The sequence below is a fragment of the Enterococcus sp. DIV0174 genome, assembly GCF_050529065.1.
GTDB lineage: Bacteria > Bacillota > Bacilli > Lactobacillales > Enterococcaceae > Enterococcus_B > Enterococcus_B thailandicus.
Map to the genome: position 1 here is coordinate 565,904 of NZ_CP172881.1, position 19,688 is coordinate 585,591.

Consider the following 19,688-nt stretch of genomic DNA (forward strand, 5'->3'; position numbering starts at 1 on the left):
TCACATGTAAGGATTTTTGAAAAGAGCCATTCCTATGGCTCTTTTTTAGGAGGTTTTTTATGATAACCATCAGAAATTTAACTAAAAAATACAAAAGCAAAAGTAAGAATAAACTGATTTTTGATCATATGTCGCTCGATATCGATGATCCAAGTAAGATATATAGCTTAGTGGGCGAGAGCGGTAGCGGAAAAACAACTTTGTTTAATATTTTATTCGGTTTGGATAAGGATTATTCTGGCAGCTATCGGCTTTTTGGAAAAGAAGCGTCTAACCTGAACAATGCTGAATGGACGATACTTCGGGAAAAATACATACGGCTGGTCTTCCAAGATTACAAATTGCTCGATAACTTCACAGTATATGAAAATCTAAAGTTAACTGGAAATTATCCAGATGAAAAAATCGACACAATATTAAATGATCTAGATATCTTAGTGGTTAAGCAAAATACTGTCTCAGAGTTAAGTGGGGGACAAAAACAACGAGTGGCTATAGCTCGAGCAATTATAGCAGAACCTAAAATCGTATTATTGGACGAGCCGACTGGAAATTTGGATGGGATGACCTCTGAAAAAATTATGGACTATCTTGATAAATTGAGGAATAAAGGAATCTTGATTTTTATTATTACGCATGACGTAGCGCTATCAAAGCTAGCTGATGTTGTATTTGAACTACAGGATAAGAAAATCACGAAAATAGCAGAGACAAGTTCAAGTGTCAATATTCCCCGGCCTATCGAAATAAACAGATTTAGTGAAAAAAAACCGATAGGGAACTATGTCTTGAACAGCTTAACAAAAACCAAAAAAAAGATTATTTATCTAGCGATTCCAACGATTCTGATTCTGACTTTTTTTATCTTAGGATTTAGTGCGTATCGGGCAAATTCAACGCTCTCTTTCAAAAAATTATTTGATGGGATTGGAGAGCGAATCATACTCTTAGATACACAAAGAGTGAATCAAAAGGAAGTTAAAAGCCTTAATGAACGTGGAATACAAAGTTCATTTGACGGAAATCGAATAGCGTTTTCTGAAGAAGATGTAAAAAAAACAGAAAATATCAAAAATGTTAAGGAGGTTTATCTTTCAGCTGGAGACGTTATATCTAATTACGACAAAGACCATAATACGTTGAATAGTAGTTATCAAAGTACGAGCTTTTCGGATCAACTTAAAAAATACATGAACCTTGGAAATATGATCGATACTCTTTCCTTTAATTTTGTGAAGAGCCATGTACCTAAAGAATTGATAAGTGATTACAATAAAGATAATCTCGAATTACTTAGTGGAGAGTTTCCAACGGATAAAACCAATGAAATAATTGTCCCAGATGTTTATGTTCTTTTAGAAAAAAATAACGATGATTTTGACGGGATTATTGGAAAAAAGATTGTCTTAAGTATAAAGGATAAGGATAATCAAGAGAAGAAGAACGAATATATCGTGTCAGGTGTGTATAATACTAACTATAAGAATGCACTAAATATAACTTATCCAATCTATACTAGTTTTTTTCAAGAAGACTTGCTCTCCAGTTATCTAACTGAGGAGTCATACAATTTTTATAAAAATCAATTGACTGTGAACGAAGCGACCAAGAATTTCAACCGAAATATAATTCAAGATTATGAGTCATATAAAGAAGCTGTCGGAACAGGAAATCCAATGATGATTGTAAAGGTGAATAAGGGGCGTAACCTTTCTGAGGCATCCAAAAAATTAGAAGCGATGTATCCTTACTATCACTTGATATCTCAATATGATTTGAAGAATGGTGAGCTAGGTTCCATCTATTCCTATCTAGTTAGAATACTACTCATAGGTTCTGTGCTTATCGCCCTGATCACGGGGATTCTTATTGCCTTTTTGAATAAGGGGTATATCAACAATCGAAGCAAAGAATTAGCTATTTTGTATAGCTTGGGTTTTAAAAAAACAGAGATATTTTCAATTATCGCCTTGGAAAACACAATATTATTCTCCATATATTCCGTTATCGCCTGTATACTTGTATACATCTCGAACAGAATATATTTTAGCAAAACTGCGATGTTTCAGTTATTCGCGACTATTTTTGAACCATTTAATATAATGGTGATTTTTCTTTTGATTTTGTTAATGTTGGCCGTATCAATCATATGGGGGTTGAACGGGGTGAAACAATCAAACCTTAGGAAATATTTGAATGAGTAGGAATAAATTCTAGATGTTATTCCGTTTCCTTTATTATGCTGTAAACAATGACGGTCATCACATTAATAAGTTTAGGTACAGAAATGTGGAACGAGGAGGTACCGGAACATCTGTACAGAGGAAGTGTATGTCTGATAAAAAAATAGCTGCTTTCCGTTACACAGACAGATGATAGAAGAATCAAGGTCTAGTGGTTTGAGGTCTATAGAAATTCCAATTATCGTGGACTCAAATGATGAGGGCCCCTTTCTGTAGTTTGTTTCAACTATAAATATCACCGAAATAGAGGGGAATGAAGTAAATATCAAAGGCCATGAACTTTCGTTAAATGGTTTATACAGTATTTTTTCTCCGTCAGAAATTCGTTACTAATCAATATGTGAATAATGATTCATTACCTTTCCTATGTGCCCCAATTTTGAATGCCATTCTTTTGATTTTTAGTTTGATTTAGTAATATTTGTAGTTTTTTCTACTTCGTAAATTGTTGGTATTCCATAGAATGATGTTTACTGCTCCGTAGACATCATTCATGGCAGAAGAAGAATAGTCTAAAGTTGTTCCTGTTCTAGGAACAACTTTTTATTTTACAAAAAATCAAAGGAAATTTATTAGCAAACCAATCATTGAACATTTAAGTTCCCTTTAAGCTTCACTTCTTACACTATCTGTAACGAGGTGAGTGAGAAGATGAAAAAAATATGTGGCTTATTTTTAGTGGTGGGTGTCTTGTTCATTGCTACAAATCATTTGGGAATCTTTGAACAAAAGACAACAGCTGAACAAACAGGAAGCACCCAAACAACTGAGATAAAAGCAACCAGCACAACGACAAGTAGTCATGAAACACGACAGCAAATCAAAATTGGTAAAGAAGATAGTACGTTATATGCCGATAAAGAATTAACGATAAAACTTGCAACGATTAATGGTGGGGAACTAACGGAATATCTTTCCGAAACAGACGACAGCTATCAAATAAAAACGAATGCAGGGACAACGGGTTATTTAGCCAAGACAGATGGAACAATGCTTGTGCAGAAAACACAAAATCAACCAGCTAGTTTGTCTGACGCAGTGATTGTACTTGATCCTGGACACGGTGGAGATGATGTCGGCGCATTGAGCAATGACGAACAGACGGAAGAAAAGACACTCACGCTGAGTACAGCTAAAAAACTAAAAGCAGCTTTAGAGGCGGAGGGAGCAACTGTTTATTTGACCCATACGACAGATGAATTTATCCAACTTGGTGACATTTGTACCTTCAGCAAAGAAAAATCAGCTGATGTCTTTATCAGTTTGCACGCTGATTCAACAGAAATTGCGAACGAAGCAACAGGAATCACTACTTATTATTATTATGAGAAAAATGAGGAGCTTGCACAAACAATTGCTGATGGCTTTTCTGAGTTGCCTCTGAATTCTCGCGGAATCATGTATGGCAACTATCAAGTGTTGCGAGAAAATCTTCAACCAGCCATCTTGGTGGAGATGGGGTATATGAATAATGATTCTGACTTGGCTGAATTAGTAACGGATGATTACCAAGAAAAATTTGCAGAAAGTTTGACAAATTCATTACTTGCTTATTTTAGTGAATAACAATTATCAATAAATAAAAATCAAATATAAACTGATTCATCGCGCGTTTGATTTAGACTGTAAACAAAGACTTTAGTTATCTTCGTTTTAAAAAAGATATCTGAAGCCTTTGTTTATTTTTTCATAAAAAAGCAACAGGAGTACACATTTACTATAGGATTAGATTTATTGTGAGAAAAATAAGTATCGTATGTATGATTTTTCAAGTTTTGATATGAGATCTATCGGATGCTGTTTTTTATATCTGTCAAAAGCTGCTTAATCGTTTCTTCAGTTTTTGTATATCCTTAGACAAAAATTGTGCCTTGGATAAATCTACAAGTGTTGTTATTCTTTTTATATGTTTTCTATTTTGAAGTAGCTTTGCTTTTGGTTTTTACAAAATTTGTCATTCACGTAAAAGGTGATACTTCATAATTGTTATACGCTATAATTTTTGTTCATCTTACTTATTAGGAACAATAGGTTTGATAGACAGATGATATCGGTTTTTTTAGAAAAGTTTAGAGAGAGTCCCCTTTCATGATACAATTATCTACTGCCACAATGACTTTAAATAAAAAATGAGGAGAAGAAAAACTATGACTAATCAAAGTTTGCTGAAGTTCGAGGACGCTTGGGAGGTTGTGAAGCAAGAACCAACGGTATGGGAATTTATAGAAATAAAAAATGATTCTTTCTACTACAAAATAAATCAGGAAGAATTGTTTCTAAGTAGTTTTAAAAGTAAAAATCTACCGTCATCTCCTTATACATTAACATTTTTGGGTGAAGTGCTAACAAAGTTGAGTCCTTTAGCTAATATCATGTCACGACGTCCAGGAACAGAAGAAGTTACTTTTTATGTTTTACTTAATACACCACAGTCGGGTTTTTTTGGGAAAAAAGTAGACAAAAAAATGTTAGAGGTTGCTGCTCCACCACTTGTTTGGAGGAGACAACAAATCCAAGAAGGAATAAGGCAAAAAATCAAAGAGTACATAGAAAAGAATGAATCTTTTTTCTTTCTTGATATTGGTTCAGGGGCAGGTTTTGATAGCCTTGAGATTGAGCGCCTAATACATAGAATCAACGACTTAACAAATAATTGCTTTAATAAACCTTATGAAAGTCTAAATATTGACATTGATTCAAAATGGTTGAATAATAATCAACTATTAGCAGAAAAATTATTTGGTTTGAATCATTTTATAACAAGAGAAAATATTTCTATTTTTGATTTTTTGGAAAAATATCCAAGGGCCACGCTCGGACAATATGATCATTTAATTATTTCTTGTAATGGATTTGCTGAATTTTTATCTGACGTAGAACTTCGAAATCTATATGAAAACATATTTCTGTTTACACAAACATTTGATGGGAATGTCGATATTATCTTGCCTTTTGCGAATAAAAATAAAAAACAAGAATCTCTTGGACATAAGATTGGCTTTAAATTCAAAGCAAAAGAAAAGCAGGAGATAATCAATATGATCAAAGAAATTTTTATAAATTACAAAGTGACGTATTGCGAGAAATATAGCCACATTGTAATGAATGTGCAAAAAGATAGTGATTAATTGAATACGTCAACAGCATAAAATCCAAATCATAACTTAACAGATATGATCTGGATTTTATGCTTTTCTCAATTGTTGTAGCCAATTTTTTACACTCGATCTCAAGGTGGAAAATATCAGTGAGAAACAAAGGATGAACTTTCACAAATGTTAAATACTAGTTTTCTGAACATTGTTATCTAGCAAGATATGTAGCATTAAGCTCAAATAGCTTATACTTAAAGTAAGCATCAGAAACTCGCTTTAAGAAGAGGTGAAAAATTCAGTAGCTATAATAATTGCAAAAGGAAATATTTTTTGTGAAGGAGTGTTTGGATGAACTTATTACTTAAAGATGTTGACGAGTCTAATTGGCGGGACGTTATTGCGTTGTCTGTTTCAGATAATCAAGTAAATTTTATTGAAACGAATGCCACATCTTTGCTGGAAGCAGCCTATGATGTATCACTGGGGTGGCGACCATTAGCCATGTATGACGGTAAGAAACTTGTTGGTTTTTCGATGATTGGTGCTAAAAAGGAACAGGCTATGTGGTTAGACCGATTGATGATTGAAGCGAACTCGCAGGGAAAAGCATATGGCAGTTTATTTTTGCCTTTACTCATTCATTTGATGAAAGAACAATATGCCGTTGAACGAATTTATTTAAGTGTGCATGACGAAAATGAAAAAATCATACCTTATTATCAACGTTTTGGATTTGTTGATAGTCAAAGGTATGATCCAGAAAATGGTGAACGAATCATGTATTTAGATGTGTAGGTTAAGATCTTCGATTTTTATTTATTTTTTTGTTAGCTTTTTGATAACGAGTACCAATGTTAGAATCACTAACACAATTATCAGAAAGGCAAACAGCATTTCTGATAACACGCCTATCTTGACGATTAAATCACCCATGATTACTTTCCTCCTTTTGATAAGAAACGAATTGATAAATGAGTCTTCGTTTCTGTTCATATTCGAAATGCTAATATTATGTAAAAATCAAAAATTCTTGTTAAGTCAGTAGAAGACTACAAGGAAATTGATTTGTTTTTATCTTATCTTATCTATATTTTAGAAATTCAATCTATTTCGTTCTTTTTATTCTAAAGTTTCAATGTTGTCCCCGCAAAAGGCTGCTTAGTTAAAAGTAGTCATTGCGGGGATCTTTGTTTGTTCAGTATTTTTTCAACAGTTTAAAAGGATAATCAAATGAGTTTTTGTGCTTTTTGCGTATTAGCAAAATGCAGCTTCGCATAATTGGCGAGTAGTGGTAGACCACCCTTTTTTAAGATGGTTGCTGCAACTGTATCTGATTTTGTGCCTGCACCAGATGGTAAAGTTACTCCAAGTTCAGCAGAAGCTTTATCAAGTTCTTCTAAAAAACTTGCACGGCTGATGATAGAAGCTGCAGCAACTGCTAGATGATATTGTTCACCCTTTGTCACAAAATAAAGTTTTTCTTGAATTTTATTTTTTTCTAGTCGTGCATACTTTTTGAAATTTGCTTCAGGGGTAAATTGATCAATTAAAATTGCTTCAGGCTTTGTTGGTGAAATTTTTTGTAAAAGCAAATGAATTGCTTGATTATGCAATGCTACCTTCATCCTAACAGCATTATATTCAGGTTGAATTTCATTGTATTTTTTTGGTGTAAGTACCAATAATTGATAAGGAATCGTTTCCTTTAAAACTTGCGATAGCTGGATAATCTGAGCATCTTTCAGTTCTTTTGAATCTCTAACTCCTAAGTTTTTCAAAGTTTTTAAGTGCTCTCGATCAACGTAAGCGGCGCAGACAGTAACGGGACCGAAGTAGCTTCCATTACCCACTTCATCACTACCTAATACAGACAGTTGACTGAGATTATTTGGAAGAGAGGCGGGGATTTTTGGTTTACTTGCTGTGGTGGTAGCTGCTGCATTTCCCCATCGACGTGCTTCCTGCTCAGCATTGGCACCTTGAAACATGACTTTTCCAGATGTATAGGCAGTGATTGTTGTCCCATTTTTTTTAGCAGAAAAATTTGTATAGGGAATTTTTTTTTGAAGCAGATTTGCTTGGTAAGCAGCTTTCATTTCATTCATTTTTGATTCAGAAACTTTGATTATTACATTACTCATTTTAGGCCTCCATTATTTGCTGTGATCATGAGGTTTTGATTCATTTGACAGGATCAAGGTATCACTGATGAGACATAGCATTTTTTCAAAGTTTATCATATAATAGTAAAGTATGTTTAAGAAAAATGTGCGAAGTACACACGTATAAAAACTTCGTGGTACACTATATAGGAATTTTATTATGGGAAGGAAATGGTTCGTATGGCGCATGAAAAAACACGCTATAAAGCAGTGATTGCTAATCAGACGTATACGATTATTGGTCGCGAAACGAAGCATCATATGGATATCGTTACAAAATTAGTGAATGACCAATTGATGGAGCTAAAACAATTATCGCCACAAATGGATAATGAACAAGCCGCAATTTTAATGGCGGTCAACGCGCTTTCGGATCAGTTGAAAAAACAAGAGCAACTCTTGGAATTAAATGAAGAAGTCGCGCAATTAAAGAAAAAAATGATTAAGTTTACTGAACTAGAAAATCGTGTGAAACGGATGGAAGCCATCGAGAACGAAGCACGTGAAGTTTTGAAAGAAAATGGTCAACCTGATCGTGAAATCAAAAATCATGTTGAAGCACAACAGATTTTGAATGAGAAGCGTAAAGGCCAAATCAAGCAGAAATCTGCTACTTAATCAAACAAAGTTTTTTGACTAAAGCTAGAAGAGAAAGGAACATGGCATGCTAAGTCTATTGATTATTATTTTTTTACTGATTGCCTTTTTTTCTGGTGCGAAAAGAGGATTTGCTTTACAAGTTGTCTATACTGTTGGCTATTTGGTATCTTTTCTTGTCGCACAACATTTTTATAAGCAGTTAGCGAATCATTTGGAACTATACATTCCTTATCCGGCCGTAACGCCAACATCGGATTTGGTCTTTTTCGATCAAACGATTTCTTTTAGTTTAGATCAAGCATTTTATGCAGGTATCGCATTTCTTCTTATTTTAATGGCTGGTTGGTTGATTACTCGATTTGTTGGTATCTTTGTACACAGCTTAACGTACTTGCCTGTGCTGAAACAAGTTGATTGGCTAGCTGGTGGTCTTTTGTCAGTTGTCGTAACTTTTGTCATGATTTTCTTGCTGTTGAGTTTACTTTCATTTGTCCCTTCAGATTTTATCCAAAACCAATTTAGAAGTAGCGGACTTGCTCGATATATTGTTGAAAACACACCAATATTAACGAATAAAATTTATGATTTGTGGATTACGAGGGTGATTGGATAAGGTTGTGGCGCAAAGCGTTAACTCCGACAAGATAGCGAGTGGTCACTTCAAATAGTTCTTCATATTTTGAAGTGACTGCAAGCTATATCGAGGAGTTGCTTTGGGAACACCGTGGATAAGGTTGTGGCGCAAAGCACTTAGCTTCAAGCAATAAGAATGCTTTTCTAAAAATAGTTTTCCATATTTTAAGAAAAGGGGATTTATTGCCGAAGGAGCTGCTTTGAGAACACCGTGTATGAGGTTGTAAAAGAAGTGCCCAGCTCCAATAAATAAGAATAAATTACCAGAGATTGCTTCTCAAATTTTTGAGTAATTTGGGCTTATTTTGCAGGAGTTACTTCTTGAACACCGTAAATAAGGTTGTAGCGCAAGGCGTTCAGCTTACATCAATAAAAATTTCCCTAAAACAGCATGCATAGTTTTGAACAATTCTGAGTTATTTCGAGAAAAAGATTGTGGTACAAGAACCATTCTTAAAGTGATAAGAAAATTACGAGTTTTTAATGTAGTTAGTAGTATGTGAGTTGAAAAATGTAAAAAGTCTGGGGTTTTTGTTTGATCCCAGACTCCTTTTTATAGTTAAAGTGAAGTAGGTGAAAAAATGAATAAACGAATTTTAGAAACATTAGAATTTGAAAAAGTAAAACAGATGATCCAACAATTTGTCGTGACGGCCCAAGGAAAAGAAGAACTTGCTCGACTAGTTCCAGACAATCAATTGCAAAAGATTACCAATGCTCTTCAGGAAACAGAAGACGGGTTAAAAGTACAACGATTACGCGGAGGGATTCCAATCCCTAAACTAGAAAATATTCGTCCGCATATGAAACGGATTGAAATTGGCGCTGACTTAAATGGCGTGGAACTGGCGCAAGTTTCTCGAGTGTTATCTACAACAAGTGAATTAGCTCGTTTTATCGACGATTTAAAAGACAGTGAGATAGAGTTTAATCGTTTATACATGTGGGCGGAGCAATTAGTTACAATCCCTGTTTTGAGTCGTCGACTAAAAGAGGCAATTGATGAAGATGGGCGAGTAACAGATGATGCTTCGCCAGAATTAAAAATTATTCGTCAAAATATTCGTCGCAGTGAACAAACGGTTCGTGAACAATTGGATAGCATCGTACGTGGGAAAAATGCGAAATATCTAAGCGATGCAATTATTACTATGCGTAATGATCGTTATGTTATTCCTGTTAAGCAAGAGTACCGCGGTGTTTTTGGCGGTGTTGTACATGACCAAAGTGCTTCGGGGCAAACGTTATTTGTTGAACCAAAACAAATTGTGGATTTGAATAATCGTTTACGTCAATATCAGATTGCAGAACGAAATGAAGTGCAACGAATCTTAAGTGAATTATCTGCAGAATTAGTCCCACATCGACAAGAAATCATTCATAATGCGTATGTTATCGGACAGATGGACTTGATGAATGCAAAGGCTCGATTTGGGAAAGAAATCAAAGCAATCGTGCCAACGATCAGCGAAGAAAACTATGTTGTCTTGAAGCAAGCACGTCATCCTTTAATCGATCAAGAAAAAGTGGTGCCAAATGACATTTCCATTGGTGAAGGGTATCAGGCAATTGTTATCACTGGACCAAATACTGGTGGGAAAACAATCACGTTGAAAACACTTGGATTACTTCAATTAATGGGACAGGCAGGTCTTCCAATTCCAGTTGATGAGGAAAGCCAAATCGGTATTTTTGAAGAAGTTTTTGCGGATATTGGAGACGAACAATCAATTGAACAAAGTCTTTCTACTTTTTCTTCTCATATGACAAACACGGTAGAAATCTTGTCAAAAGTAAATGAAAAAAGTTTAGTGCTTTTTGATGAGTTAGGTGCTGGAACAGATCCACAAGAAGGTGCGGCCCTTGCGATCGCCATCTTGGATGACTTGGGTAAAAAATCGGCTTATGTTATGGCAACGACTCATTATCCTGAATTAAAAATTTATGGGTATAATCGAGCGAACACCATTAATGCTAGTATGGAATTCAACGTTGATACCTTGAGTCCAACCTATCATTTATTGATTGGTGTTCCAGGACGAAGTAACGCTTTTGAAATTTCCAGCCGGTTGGGGTTAGCACAAGAAGTAATTGATGAAGCAAAACAACTAATCGACGACGAAAGCCAAGATTTAAACGAAATGATTTCTGATTTAGAAACGCGTCGAAAAATGGCTGAAACAGAATATTTAGAGATGCGTCATTATGTTGAAGAAGCGGAAGCACTTCAAGCAAACTTGAAAGAAGCATATAGTTATTTCTTTGAAGAACGCGAAAAGGAATTAGAAAAAGCAAAGAAAAAAGCGAACGAAGTGGTTTCAGAAGCAGAGGAAAAGGCAGAAAAAATTATTGCTGACATTCGCAAAATGCAGCAACAAATCGGTCAAACGAACGTGAAAGAGCACCAGCTGATTGATGCCAAATCACAATTAGCTGACTTACATCAAGAAGAGACTCTTAGAAAAAATAAAGTGTTACAAAAAGCAAAACAACAAAAAATCTTAAAAGTAGGAGATGAAGTTTTAGTCACTACTTATGGTCAAAGAGGAACTTTGTTGAAGAAAAATGGGAATCAATGGCAAGTTCAAATTGGTATTTTGAAAATGAATGTGTCAGAAGATGACTTAACACCAGTAGCACCTGAAAAAGAACCAAAACAACGAGTGGTTCATGCTGTTCGTTCTGAATCAAGTAGCCATGTGGCGAATCAATTAGATTTGCGTGGGAAACGTTATGAAGAGGCACTAAATGAAGTAGATCAATACTTAGATTCGGCGATTTTAGCCGGCTACCCACAAGTGACGATTGTTCATGGAAAAGGAACTGGCGCGTTACGTCAGGGAATCACTGAGTATTTGAAAAAACATCGTAGCGTGAAAAGTTTTGAATTTGCACCTGCAAATCAAGGTGGAAATGGTGCAACGATTGTGAAATTTAAGTAAGACTTACTAATGGTAAGCAAATTGTTCGATGGATTGAGTTGAAGGTGTTATACTAGCCAGAGATTAATAAAAACGGAGGTCTTTTTTATGTCACGTGAAATTACAGATCAAACATTTAGCCAAGAAACAGATAAAGGATTAGTTTTAATCGATTTTTGGGCAACATGGTGTGGCCCTTGTCGAATGCAAGCACCAATTTTGGAACAATTACAAGAAGAATATGATGAAGACGAATTTCGTATTGTAAAAATGGATGTAGATGAAAATCCTGAAACACCACAACAATTCGGAATCATGAGCATTCCAACTTTACTTTTGAAAAAAGATGGTCAAGTAGTCGAAAAAGCTGTTGGTGTTCATTCAAAAGAACAATTGCGTCAAATGGTTGACCAATACCTATAAGAAATAAAAATCAAAGAGCGCAATTGCGAGAGGTCGGCAACTAGTCGACCTCTTCTTTTTGACGTTAATTAATAGAAGGGGAACTTTTGTTCTTGACAACCATGTTATAATAAATAAAAGAATAACGAAGAGGGGAGCACCCGATGAACGAAAGAATTAAGAACAAATTAGCTTTGCTTCCTGATCAACCGGGCTGTTACTTAATGAAAGATAAGAACGGGACGATCATTTATGTTGGTAAAGCAAAAATTTTGAAAAATCGAGTTCGTTCATATTTTACTGGTAGTCATAATACAAAAACAGAACGATTAGTCAGTGAAATTGAAGACTTTGAATATATCGTTACAGAATCAAATATTGAAGCATTACTTTTAGAAATTAATTTGATCAAGAAAAATGATCCTAAATATAATATTATGCTAAAGGATGACAAAACGTATCCTTTTATCAAAATCACAAATGAAAAGTATCCACGTTTGGTCATTACCCGAAAAGTTCTCAAAGATAAAGCAACGTATTTTGGTCCCTATCCAGATGTTGGTGCGGCTAATGAAACAAAAAAAATTTTAGATCGATTGTTTCCACTACGTAAATGTAAACCAAGTCAGACAAAGGAACCTTGCTTGTATTATCATCTAGGACAATGTTTATGTCCTTATTTCTTCCATGTTGATCCAGCTGTTTACACAGAAATTGTGGACGAAGTTAAACGATTTTTAGGTGGCGACTATGTAGCGATTGAGACAGAGATTCAACAAAAAATGGAAGTAGCAGCTGAAAATATGGAATTTGAAAAAGCTGCGGAGTATCGTGATCAAATTCGGGCAATTGATACCGTGATGACCCGCCAAAAAATGACAAATACCGACTTGAAGAATCGTGATGTTTTTGGTTATGCTGTTGATAAAGGCTGGATGTGTGTCCAAGTGTTTTTTGTTCGTCAAGGAAAGTTGATTGAACGTGATGTTTCCATGTTCCCTTTTTATAATGAACCTGAAGAAGATTTCTTAACTTATATCGGGCAATTTTATCAAGAAAATGAACACTTCATTCCACAAGAAGTGCTCATTCCAGATACGATTGATAAGCCAAGTGTGGAAGCCCTACTTTCAACTAAAGTTTTGCAACCGCAAAGAGGAGAAAAGAAAAAATTGGTTGAATTAGCCAATAAGAATGCTCGAGTGGCATTAAATGAGCGTTTTGATCTCATTGTTCGAAAACAAGAACGAACAATTGGTGCCGTAGAAAAATTAGGAAATGCAATGAACATTCCAACACCGATTCGTATCGAAGCGTTTGATAACTCAAATATTATGGGAACATCACCCGTTTCGGCAATGGTTGTATTTATTGATGGAAAACCTGCCAAAAAGGAGTATCGAAAATATAAAATCAAAACAGTTCAAGGTCCAGATGATTATGCGTCGATGAAAGAAGTGATCTATCGCCGTTATTCTCGCGTGTTAAAAGAAGGCTTACCACTCCCCGATTTAATTTTGATTGATGGTGGTAAAGGGCAAGTTGATGTTGCCAGAGAAGTGCTAGCAAATCAGTTGGGTGTCGATATCCCGATTGCTGGGCTGGCAAAAAATGATAAACATAAAACAAGTGAGCTTTTATTTGGTCCTGAACTTTCGGTGATTCCTTTAGAACGTAATTCTCAAGAATTCTTTTTACTTCAACGGATTCAAGACGAAGTGCATCGGTTTGCGATTACGTTTCATCGTCAATTACGTAGCAAAAACAGCTTTGCTTCTCGTTTGGATGGAATTGATGGGCTTGGACCTAAGCGAAAGAAGGCCTTGCTTAAGGAGTTCAAGTCTTTAAAAAATATCACTGCAGCATCAATTGAAGACTTGCAAGCAATTGGTCTACCAAAGAATGTTGCACAAAATGTACACGATAAGCTAAGTCAAAACTAAGTTAGGGACACTTTACAAACCTTGTAAAGTGTCCTATTATTTTTTATATAAAGAAAAAATGGATTGAAACAAGTTTTTTTTGACCAATATCTTTAAGTCAAGAAAGCTTGTCTCTTTTTGTATCTGTTTCAACTATTTTTATGAATGAAATGAAGAGCAACAGTTTAGGGAAGAAAAGGAGTGAAGTGATGTTAGAGGTTACAGATTTAGTTAAGACATTTGGCGACTATACTGCAGTTGACCATGTATCTTTTCGAATACCAGATGGAAAAATCATGGGGTTGATTGGACAAAATGGTGCAGGAAAAACAACTACGTTTCGTTTGATTTTGGATTTCTTGACTCAAGATCAAGGAGAAATTTTGTGGAATGGTAAACCATTAGGGGAAAAAGAATATGATATTATTGGGTATTTGCCTGAAGAACGTGGGCTTTATCCAAAAGTTACGATTCAAGATCAATTGATTTATTTTGCAGAGTTACGTGGGAAAACACGAAAAGAGATTGAGCCCAAGATTGATTTTTGGATGGAAAAGTTTCAAGTTAAAGGAAAGAAAACAGATAAGGTAAAGTCTTTGTCTAAAGGGAACCAGCAAAAGGTTCAATTGATTGCTACATTGATTCATGAACCAAAACTGATTATTTTAGATGAACCATTTAGCGGACTGGATCCAGTGAATGCAGAACTACTGAAAGATGGTATTCTTGAGCTGAAAGCAAAAGGATCATGTGTTATCTTTTCCAGTCATAATATGGATAACGTGGAGAAAATCTGCGATCATTTGATTATGTTGCGAAATGGGAAAATGGTACTTGATGGTAAGGTTCATGAAATTCGTGAGTCTTTTGGTCGAACAAAAATATTTTTAGAATCAGATTTAACACAAGCTGAAGTTGCTGAAGTTGAAGGTGTTGAAAAAGTCGTTTCGCGTGAAGATGATTCACTTGAAATTACGTTGTCAGACCCCGAGGCAGGTAAAGAAATCTTTACTCGTGCAACACAATTTGGCTATATCCCAATGTTTAATCAACAGCCGCCAACTCTTGAAGAAATTTTCAAACTGAAGGCAGGTGAGTTCGATGCGTAAATTTTGGATTATTACAAAAGATGTTTATTTAAAAAATGTAAAATCAATTTCCTTTCTAGTGATGATTCTGGTTCCATTTATTATGATGGGAATCATGTATGTGGCGGGGAACTTTGCACAGAATAATAGTGAAGTAAATAAAATCGGTATTTTATCAGAGAATCCTCAACTGAGTGAACAGATGAGCCAACTAAAATCAGATGAATTTAGTTTTGAAAAAGTAGATTCTGAAAAATCAGCACAAAAGCAACTTGAAGATGAAAAAATTGATGCCTATCTAGTCGTTACAATGGCTAATAATGAAGTCAAAGGAACTTTATACAGTGAAAATTCACTGGGACAAAGTACTCAATTGTTGATTCAACAACAATTGACAGGTATTCAATCAACTGTTCGTGCTAGTCAACTTGGGCTTTCTGCACAAGAAGTGGCAAGTTTAAGTGAGATGGCTGGGTTGGATAGACAAAAAGTTAGCTTTGATGACCAAGGGAAGATGACTATTGGGGAAGATAATTCCCTTGTGCAATATGTGGTAAGTTATGTGGTCACTATTACGCTATTTATTATCATTTTGACGTATGCACAAATCATTGCTCAAGAAATTGCGTCGGAAAAAGGGACAAGAATCATGGAAGTTATTTTGTCTAGTACGACAGCACAAAAACATTTTTATGGGAAATTAACCGGTGTTTTGTTGGTCGCTTTGACACAGATGGGCTTATATGGCGTTATCTTTGGAGTAGGATATCAACAATTTAAGAATATGGACATGGTCAAAGAAATTTTGGCAGGTATTTCTTTGACGAATATCTTCGGTCCATTCTTGTGGTTCTCATTAGCGTTCATGATTTTAGGGATTCTGATTTTCTCTGTGTTGGCAGCTTTATGTGGCTCATTGGTCAATAAAGCAGAGGATACCGCAAAAGCTATTCTACCTGTAACTTATCTTTCATTAGGTGGTTATCTTTTGGGATTGATTCTTGGCGCATCAGATCCTAATAATATTGTGATTCGGATTACTTCTTATATCCCGTTCCTTTCTTCTTATGTTATGCCAATTCGTTTGGCGAATGATACAGTGGGATTGGGTGGTGCATGGATTTCGTTGATTCTCTTACTCTTGATTACTTTCTTCTTAACAGTCGTTTCAGCAAACATGTATAAATCGAATGTTCTTGTTTATAGTGAAGGTGGCATTTGGAGTTCATTGAAACAATCAATTTCGATTATGAGAAATGAACGGAAAAAAGGGTAAACTGCGTTTGTGAGAAAAAGCAGTTCATCTCTTTCTAACTGAATTTAAGTCAAAGACTCAGACAAAACTGTCTGAGTCTTTTTTTGGATAGACCAATTATTTGTTTTTATCTATTTTTATTGTTTTAAACTTGTTTAAAAAGTTTATTGGTAATAGAATATGAACTATACCGATTAAGGAGGGTCATTGATGGATCCGTATTTAGAATTATTGTCAGAAAAATTTCCAACGACCGAAGCAGTTTTAACTGAAATCATTAATTTAGAAGCGATTTTACAATTGCCTAAAGGAACGGAATTATTTTTAAGCGATATTCATGGTGAATTTCCGGCTTTCGATCATATTTTGCGAATTGGTTCAGGAAACTTGAAGGAAAAAGTTCGCGAATTATTTGAAAATCAATTATCGGAAGAGGAAAGAAATCAGTTAACTTTGTTTGTTGCTTACCCAGAATATGTGCAACGAACAGCTTGGTACGCTCAACAAGAAAAGGAACAACTAGTCGTACAGTTGATTGATCTCTTGGGATTTACCTCAGTTAAATATACTCGGTCTAAAGTTAGAAAAAGTTTACCTAAAGAATACAGCTATATTATCGAAGAACTTTTGTACTTAGATAATCGGTTACAAGGAAAGAAAGCTTACGCACAAAAAGTGATTGAACAACTTGTACGGTTAGGAGAAGTCGATCGTTTTTTAGAAAAACTTGCGTTAACGATTCAAACGTTAGTGATCGATCATTTACACATTGTTGGTGATATTTTTGATCGCGGAACACAAGCGGCGAAAGTGATGGATCGATTGATGACACAATCATCAATTGATATTCAGTGGGGAAATCATGATATTTTATGGTTAGGTGCATTTTATGGTTCAAAAGCTTGCTTGTTGACTTTACTGCGTATTGCAACACGCTATAATTATTTGTTTGAGTTAGAAAAAGAATACGCGATTAATTTACGACCATTATTTTCGTTTGCCCATCAAACGTATAAAAAAAATGCTGTGTTTACACCAAAAAATAGCGAAACTATGACCGATTCTGAACAAAGTGAATTGGAACAAGTTCATCAAGCATTAGCGATTATGCAATTTAAAGTTGAAGAGCAGTTGCTCATGCGAAGACCAGAATTTGAAATGGACGAGCGCCAACTTCTACACAAAATTGATTATGAAAAAGAAATAATTACTTTAGAAGGAGCAAGCTATTCGATTAAAGGTGCCTGCTTTCAAACAATTTCCCCTGAAACACCTGAACAATTGACAAAAGAAGAGGAGCAAATAATTGATAGTTTGATGTATTCCTTTCAGCACTCGCTACGAATGAAGAACCACATGGAATTTTTATTGGAAAAAGGAGCGATGTATCTCGTTTACAATGACCATTTGTTATTCCATGGGTGTATTCCAGTGGATGAAAAGGGAAACTTTTTAGCGTTAGAGCAAGAGCAAGTTGTTGGAGGAGTTGAGCTGTTAACATTTTTTGAAGAAAAAATTCGTGAAAGTGCAAAGACACCAGATTCTGGTGAAGATTTAGCAACGGATTATATTTGGTATGCTTGGAGTGGGCGGGTTTCACCTTTATTTGGAAAAAGTAAAATGGCAACCTTTGAACGCTATTTTTTAGAAGAAACACAGACCCATGTGGAAAAAAGTAACGCCTACTATCGTTTGAGAAATGAGTTATGGTTTAGCCAAAAGGTCTTGTCCTCATTTGGTATAAAATCGACTGGTTCAGTGATTATCAATGGTCATACTCCTGTGAAAGTTTGTAAAGGTGAGTCACCAGTCAAAGCGGAGGGAACTGTTTTTGTGATTGATGGAGGACTGTCTAAAGCGTATCAGAAAACAACGGGGATTGCTGGCTATTCACTACTTTTGAATTCTTATGGTTTCCAGTTAGTCACTCATTATCCCTTTGTATCAATCGAACAGCAATTAGCGCAGACAGATGAGGGAACCTATGTTAAAAAGGTGATTGATCAACAGTTGCCACGTCGTTTAAATCGAACTACGACTAAGGGAAGAGTCCTTCAACGAGAGATTAATCATCTACATCAATTACTAGAGATTTATCCAACCAGATAATTGAATTAATTAGAAAAAGGAGATGTGACAAAAGTCTTGTCATATCTCCTTTTTTCTAACAAACGGTGTTCCCAAAGCAGCTCCTTCGGCAATAAGTCCTCTTTTCTTAAAATATGGAAAACTATTTTTAGAAAAGCATTCTTATTGCTTGAAGCTAAACGCATTGCGCCACAACCTTATTCACGGTGTTCAAGAAGTAACTCCTGCAAAATAAGCCCAAATTACTCAAAAATTTGAGAAGCAATTTCTGGTAATTTATTCTTATTTATTGGAGCTGGGCACTTCTTTTACAACCTCATACACGGTGTTCCCCAAGCAACTCCTCGAAATAATTCGTAACTGCCTAAAAATAAGGCATGCTATTTTTGTCAGTTGCTCATTATTTTTTCGGAGCTAAACGCTTTGCGCTACAACCTCTTTTTTATAGTTCATTGACAAAGTAATCGAAGAGACTTTGATCCAGTGGATTGACTTGGTGTGTCAACTCAGGGTGCCATTGAACACCAAAAATTTTTTCTTCGGGATTTTTACTTTCGACTGCCTCAATGATTCCGTCATTTGCAATGGCGATTGCTTTCAATGAAGGAGCCAAATCTTTGATTGCTTGATGATGGTAGGAATTAACAAAATAAGATTCTGGTAACAAAGAACCAAGTAGACTATTAGCAGAAACCTTTACTTCATGAGTAGCAAAAGTTGGCACAGTTGGTTGTTGTTCGTGTTTAACTGCCCAATTGGGATAGAGGGAAAGATCCTGATACAAGGTTCCACCTAGTACGACATTCACTAATTGTGTACCACGGCAAACAGAAAAAATGGGTTTCTTTTGTTTGATTGCTTCTTTGATCAATGCTTGTTCAAAAAGATCTCGGTTCAAGTTAGTTTCTTGTAGCTTTGGATGTGGATCTTGCTGATATAATTGAGGGCTGATATCTTGTCCCCCAGCTAATAATAATTTATCGACACGGCTGATAAAGGCAGCTGCGTAGCTTGGTTCAAGTATGGGAAAGACGAGTGGTAAACCACCTGCTTGTTTCACTGCTTGAACAAATCCTTGTGGGGTATAAGTAACTTCATTTCCTTGAAAAGTATCTGTTGCTTTATTTAAATGATTACCGGCAATTCCAATAATAGGTTGCATAGTTGTTCCTCCAGACTGTAACTAAACTGATTGTAACAACTTTTGAAAAAAAGTGGAAATACTTTGAATTTTTTGTGGTACTGAAACCCTGATGCCATTAGGGTTGGCTGGACTTTT

At 35.4% G+C, this 19,688-nt stretch carries 14 protein-coding genes; 12 read left to right on the forward strand and 2 right to left on the reverse strand.

The genetic code is table 11. From position 1 onward, the window contains the following. Positions 1 to 59: 59 nt before the first annotated feature. The 4 genes from IGJ93_RS02760 (at position 60) to IGJ93_RS02775 (ending at position 6,133) form a co-directional block, all read left to right on the forward strand. Positions 60 to 2,204, forward strand: a complete 2,145-nt coding sequence (locus tag IGJ93_RS02760; RefSeq protein ID WP_285701046.1) for an ATP-binding cassette domain-containing protein — start codon at positions 60 to 62, stop codon at positions 2,202 to 2,204. A 690-nt stretch (positions 2,205 to 2,894) separates the two neighbouring features. After that, positions 2,895 to 3,809 carry an N-acetylmuramoyl-L-alanine amidase family protein gene (locus tag IGJ93_RS02765; protein WP_067481631.1) on the forward strand — a complete coding sequence of 305 codons (915 nt, stop codon included), beginning with the start codon at positions 2,895 to 2,897 and terminating at the stop codon, positions 3,807 to 3,809. 581 nt (positions 3,810 to 4,390) lie between these two features. After that, entirely contained in the window at positions 4,391 to 5,371 is a 981-nt protein-coding gene (locus tag IGJ93_RS02770; RefSeq protein WP_285701049.1) for a hypothetical protein, read from the forward strand. 315 nt (positions 5,372 to 5,686) lie between these two features. Continuing rightward, positions 5,687 to 6,133: a GNAT family N-acetyltransferase gene (locus IGJ93_RS02775; protein ID WP_067481636.1), complete on the forward strand. Its 447-nt coding sequence runs from the start codon at positions 5,687 to 5,689 to the stop codon at positions 6,131 to 6,133. A 431-nt stretch (positions 6,134 to 6,564) separates the two neighbouring features. On the opposite strand, the gene rnhC is transcribed toward IGJ93_RS02775, so the two are convergent. Beyond that, on the reverse strand, positions 6,565 to 7,479 hold the full coding sequence (gene rnhC, locus IGJ93_RS02780) for a ribonuclease HIII (protein ID WP_270607284.1): 915 nt from the start codon (positions 7,477 to 7,479) through the stop codon (positions 6,565 to 6,567). Between the two features lie 201 nt (positions 7,480 to 7,680). Here rnhC and zapA point away from each other — a divergent pair, with 201 nt between their 5' ends. The 8 genes from zapA to IGJ93_RS02820 all read left to right on the forward strand — a co-directional run bounded on the left by zapA (position 7,681) and on the right by IGJ93_RS02820 (position 18,430). Then, the gene (zapA, locus tag IGJ93_RS02785) at positions 7,681 to 8,118 is read left to right on the forward strand and encodes a cell division protein ZapA (protein ID WP_067481642.1); all 438 of its coding nucleotides are present in this window, start codon (positions 7,681 to 7,683) and stop codon (positions 8,116 to 8,118) included. A 46-nt stretch (positions 8,119 to 8,164) separates the two neighbouring features. Next, entirely contained in the window at positions 8,165 to 8,713 is a 549-nt protein-coding gene (locus IGJ93_RS02790; protein WP_067481644.1) for a CvpA family protein, read from the forward strand. A 601-nt stretch (positions 8,714 to 9,314) separates the two neighbouring features. Next, the gene (locus IGJ93_RS02795) at positions 9,315 to 11,675 is read left to right on the forward strand and encodes an endonuclease MutS2 (RefSeq protein WP_067481708.1); all 2,361 of its coding nucleotides are present in this window, start codon (positions 9,315 to 9,317) and stop codon (positions 11,673 to 11,675) included. An 87-nt stretch (positions 11,676 to 11,762) separates the two neighbouring features. After that, the gene (gene trxA, locus IGJ93_RS02800) at positions 11,763 to 12,077 is read left to right on the forward strand and encodes a thioredoxin (protein ID WP_067481710.1); all 315 of its coding nucleotides are present in this window, start codon (positions 11,763 to 11,765) and stop codon (positions 12,075 to 12,077) included. Between the two features lie 143 nt (positions 12,078 to 12,220). Next, entirely contained in the window at positions 12,221 to 13,999 is a 1,779-nt protein-coding gene (uvrC, locus tag IGJ93_RS02805; protein ID WP_067481712.1) for an excinuclease ABC subunit UvrC, read from the forward strand. Positions 14,000 to 14,187: 188 nt separating this feature from the next. Beyond that, a complete protein-coding gene (locus IGJ93_RS02810) occupies positions 14,188 to 15,087 on the forward strand; it encodes an ABC transporter ATP-binding protein (protein WP_067481714.1) in 900 nt (299 codons plus the stop codon). Next, positions 15,080 to 16,342, forward strand: a complete 1,263-nt coding sequence (locus IGJ93_RS02815; RefSeq protein ID WP_067481716.1) for an ABC transporter permease — start codon at positions 15,080 to 15,082, stop codon at positions 16,340 to 16,342. Before IGJ93_RS02810 ends, IGJ93_RS02815 begins: the two co-directional genes overlap by 8 nt. Positions 16,343 to 16,531: 189 nt before the next feature. Beyond that, positions 16,532 to 18,430, forward strand: a complete 1,899-nt coding sequence (locus tag IGJ93_RS02820) for a fructose-bisphosphatase class III (RefSeq protein ID WP_067481718.1) — start codon at positions 16,532 to 16,534, stop codon at positions 18,428 to 18,430. A gap of 421 nt (positions 18,431 to 18,851) precedes the next feature. On the opposite strand, the gene IGJ93_RS02825 is transcribed toward IGJ93_RS02820, so the two are convergent. Further along, entirely contained in the window at positions 18,852 to 19,571 is a 720-nt protein-coding gene (locus IGJ93_RS02825) for a gamma-glutamyl-gamma-aminobutyrate hydrolase family protein (protein WP_067483712.1), read from the reverse strand. Between the last annotated feature and the right edge of the window lie 117 nt (positions 19,572 to 19,688).

Coding starts and splice junctions, on each gene's coding strand:
- IGJ93_RS02760 (WP_285701046.1), top strand. CDS start 60: ATGATAACCATCAGAAATTTAACTAAAAAATACAAAAGCAAAAGTAAG.
- IGJ93_RS02765 (WP_067481631.1), top strand. CDS start 2,895: ATGAAAAAAATATGTGGCTTATTTTTAGTGGTGGGTGTCTTGTTCATT.
- IGJ93_RS02770 (WP_285701049.1), top strand. CDS start 4,391: ATGACTAATCAAAGTTTGCTGAAGTTCGAGGACGCTTGGGAGGTTGTG.
- IGJ93_RS02775 (WP_067481636.1), top strand. CDS start 5,687: ATGAACTTATTACTTAAAGATGTTGACGAGTCTAATTGGCGGGACGTT.
- rnhC (WP_270607284.1), bottom strand. CDS start 7,479: ATGAGTAATGTAATAATCAAAGTTTCTGAATCAAAAATGAATGAAATG.
- zapA (WP_067481642.1), top strand. CDS start 7,681: ATGGCGCATGAAAAAACACGCTATAAAGCAGTGATTGCTAATCAGACG.
- IGJ93_RS02790 (WP_067481644.1), top strand. CDS start 8,165: ATGCTAAGTCTATTGATTATTATTTTTTTACTGATTGCCTTTTTTTCT.
- IGJ93_RS02795 (WP_067481708.1), top strand. CDS start 9,315: ATGAATAAACGAATTTTAGAAACATTAGAATTTGAAAAAGTAAAACAG.
- trxA (WP_067481710.1), top strand. CDS start 11,763: ATGTCACGTGAAATTACAGATCAAACATTTAGCCAAGAAACAGATAAA.
- uvrC (WP_067481712.1), top strand. CDS start 12,221: ATGAACGAAAGAATTAAGAACAAATTAGCTTTGCTTCCTGATCAACCG.
- IGJ93_RS02810 (WP_067481714.1), top strand. CDS start 14,188: ATGTTAGAGGTTACAGATTTAGTTAAGACATTTGGCGACTATACTGCA.
- IGJ93_RS02815 (WP_067481716.1), top strand. CDS start 15,080: ATGCGTAAATTTTGGATTATTACAAAAGATGTTTATTTAAAAAATGTA.
- IGJ93_RS02820 (WP_067481718.1), top strand. CDS start 16,532: ATGGATCCGTATTTAGAATTATTGTCAGAAAAATTTCCAACGACCGAA.
- IGJ93_RS02825 (WP_067483712.1), bottom strand. CDS start 19,571: ATGCAACCTATTATTGGAATTGCCGGTAATCATTTAAATAAAGCAACA.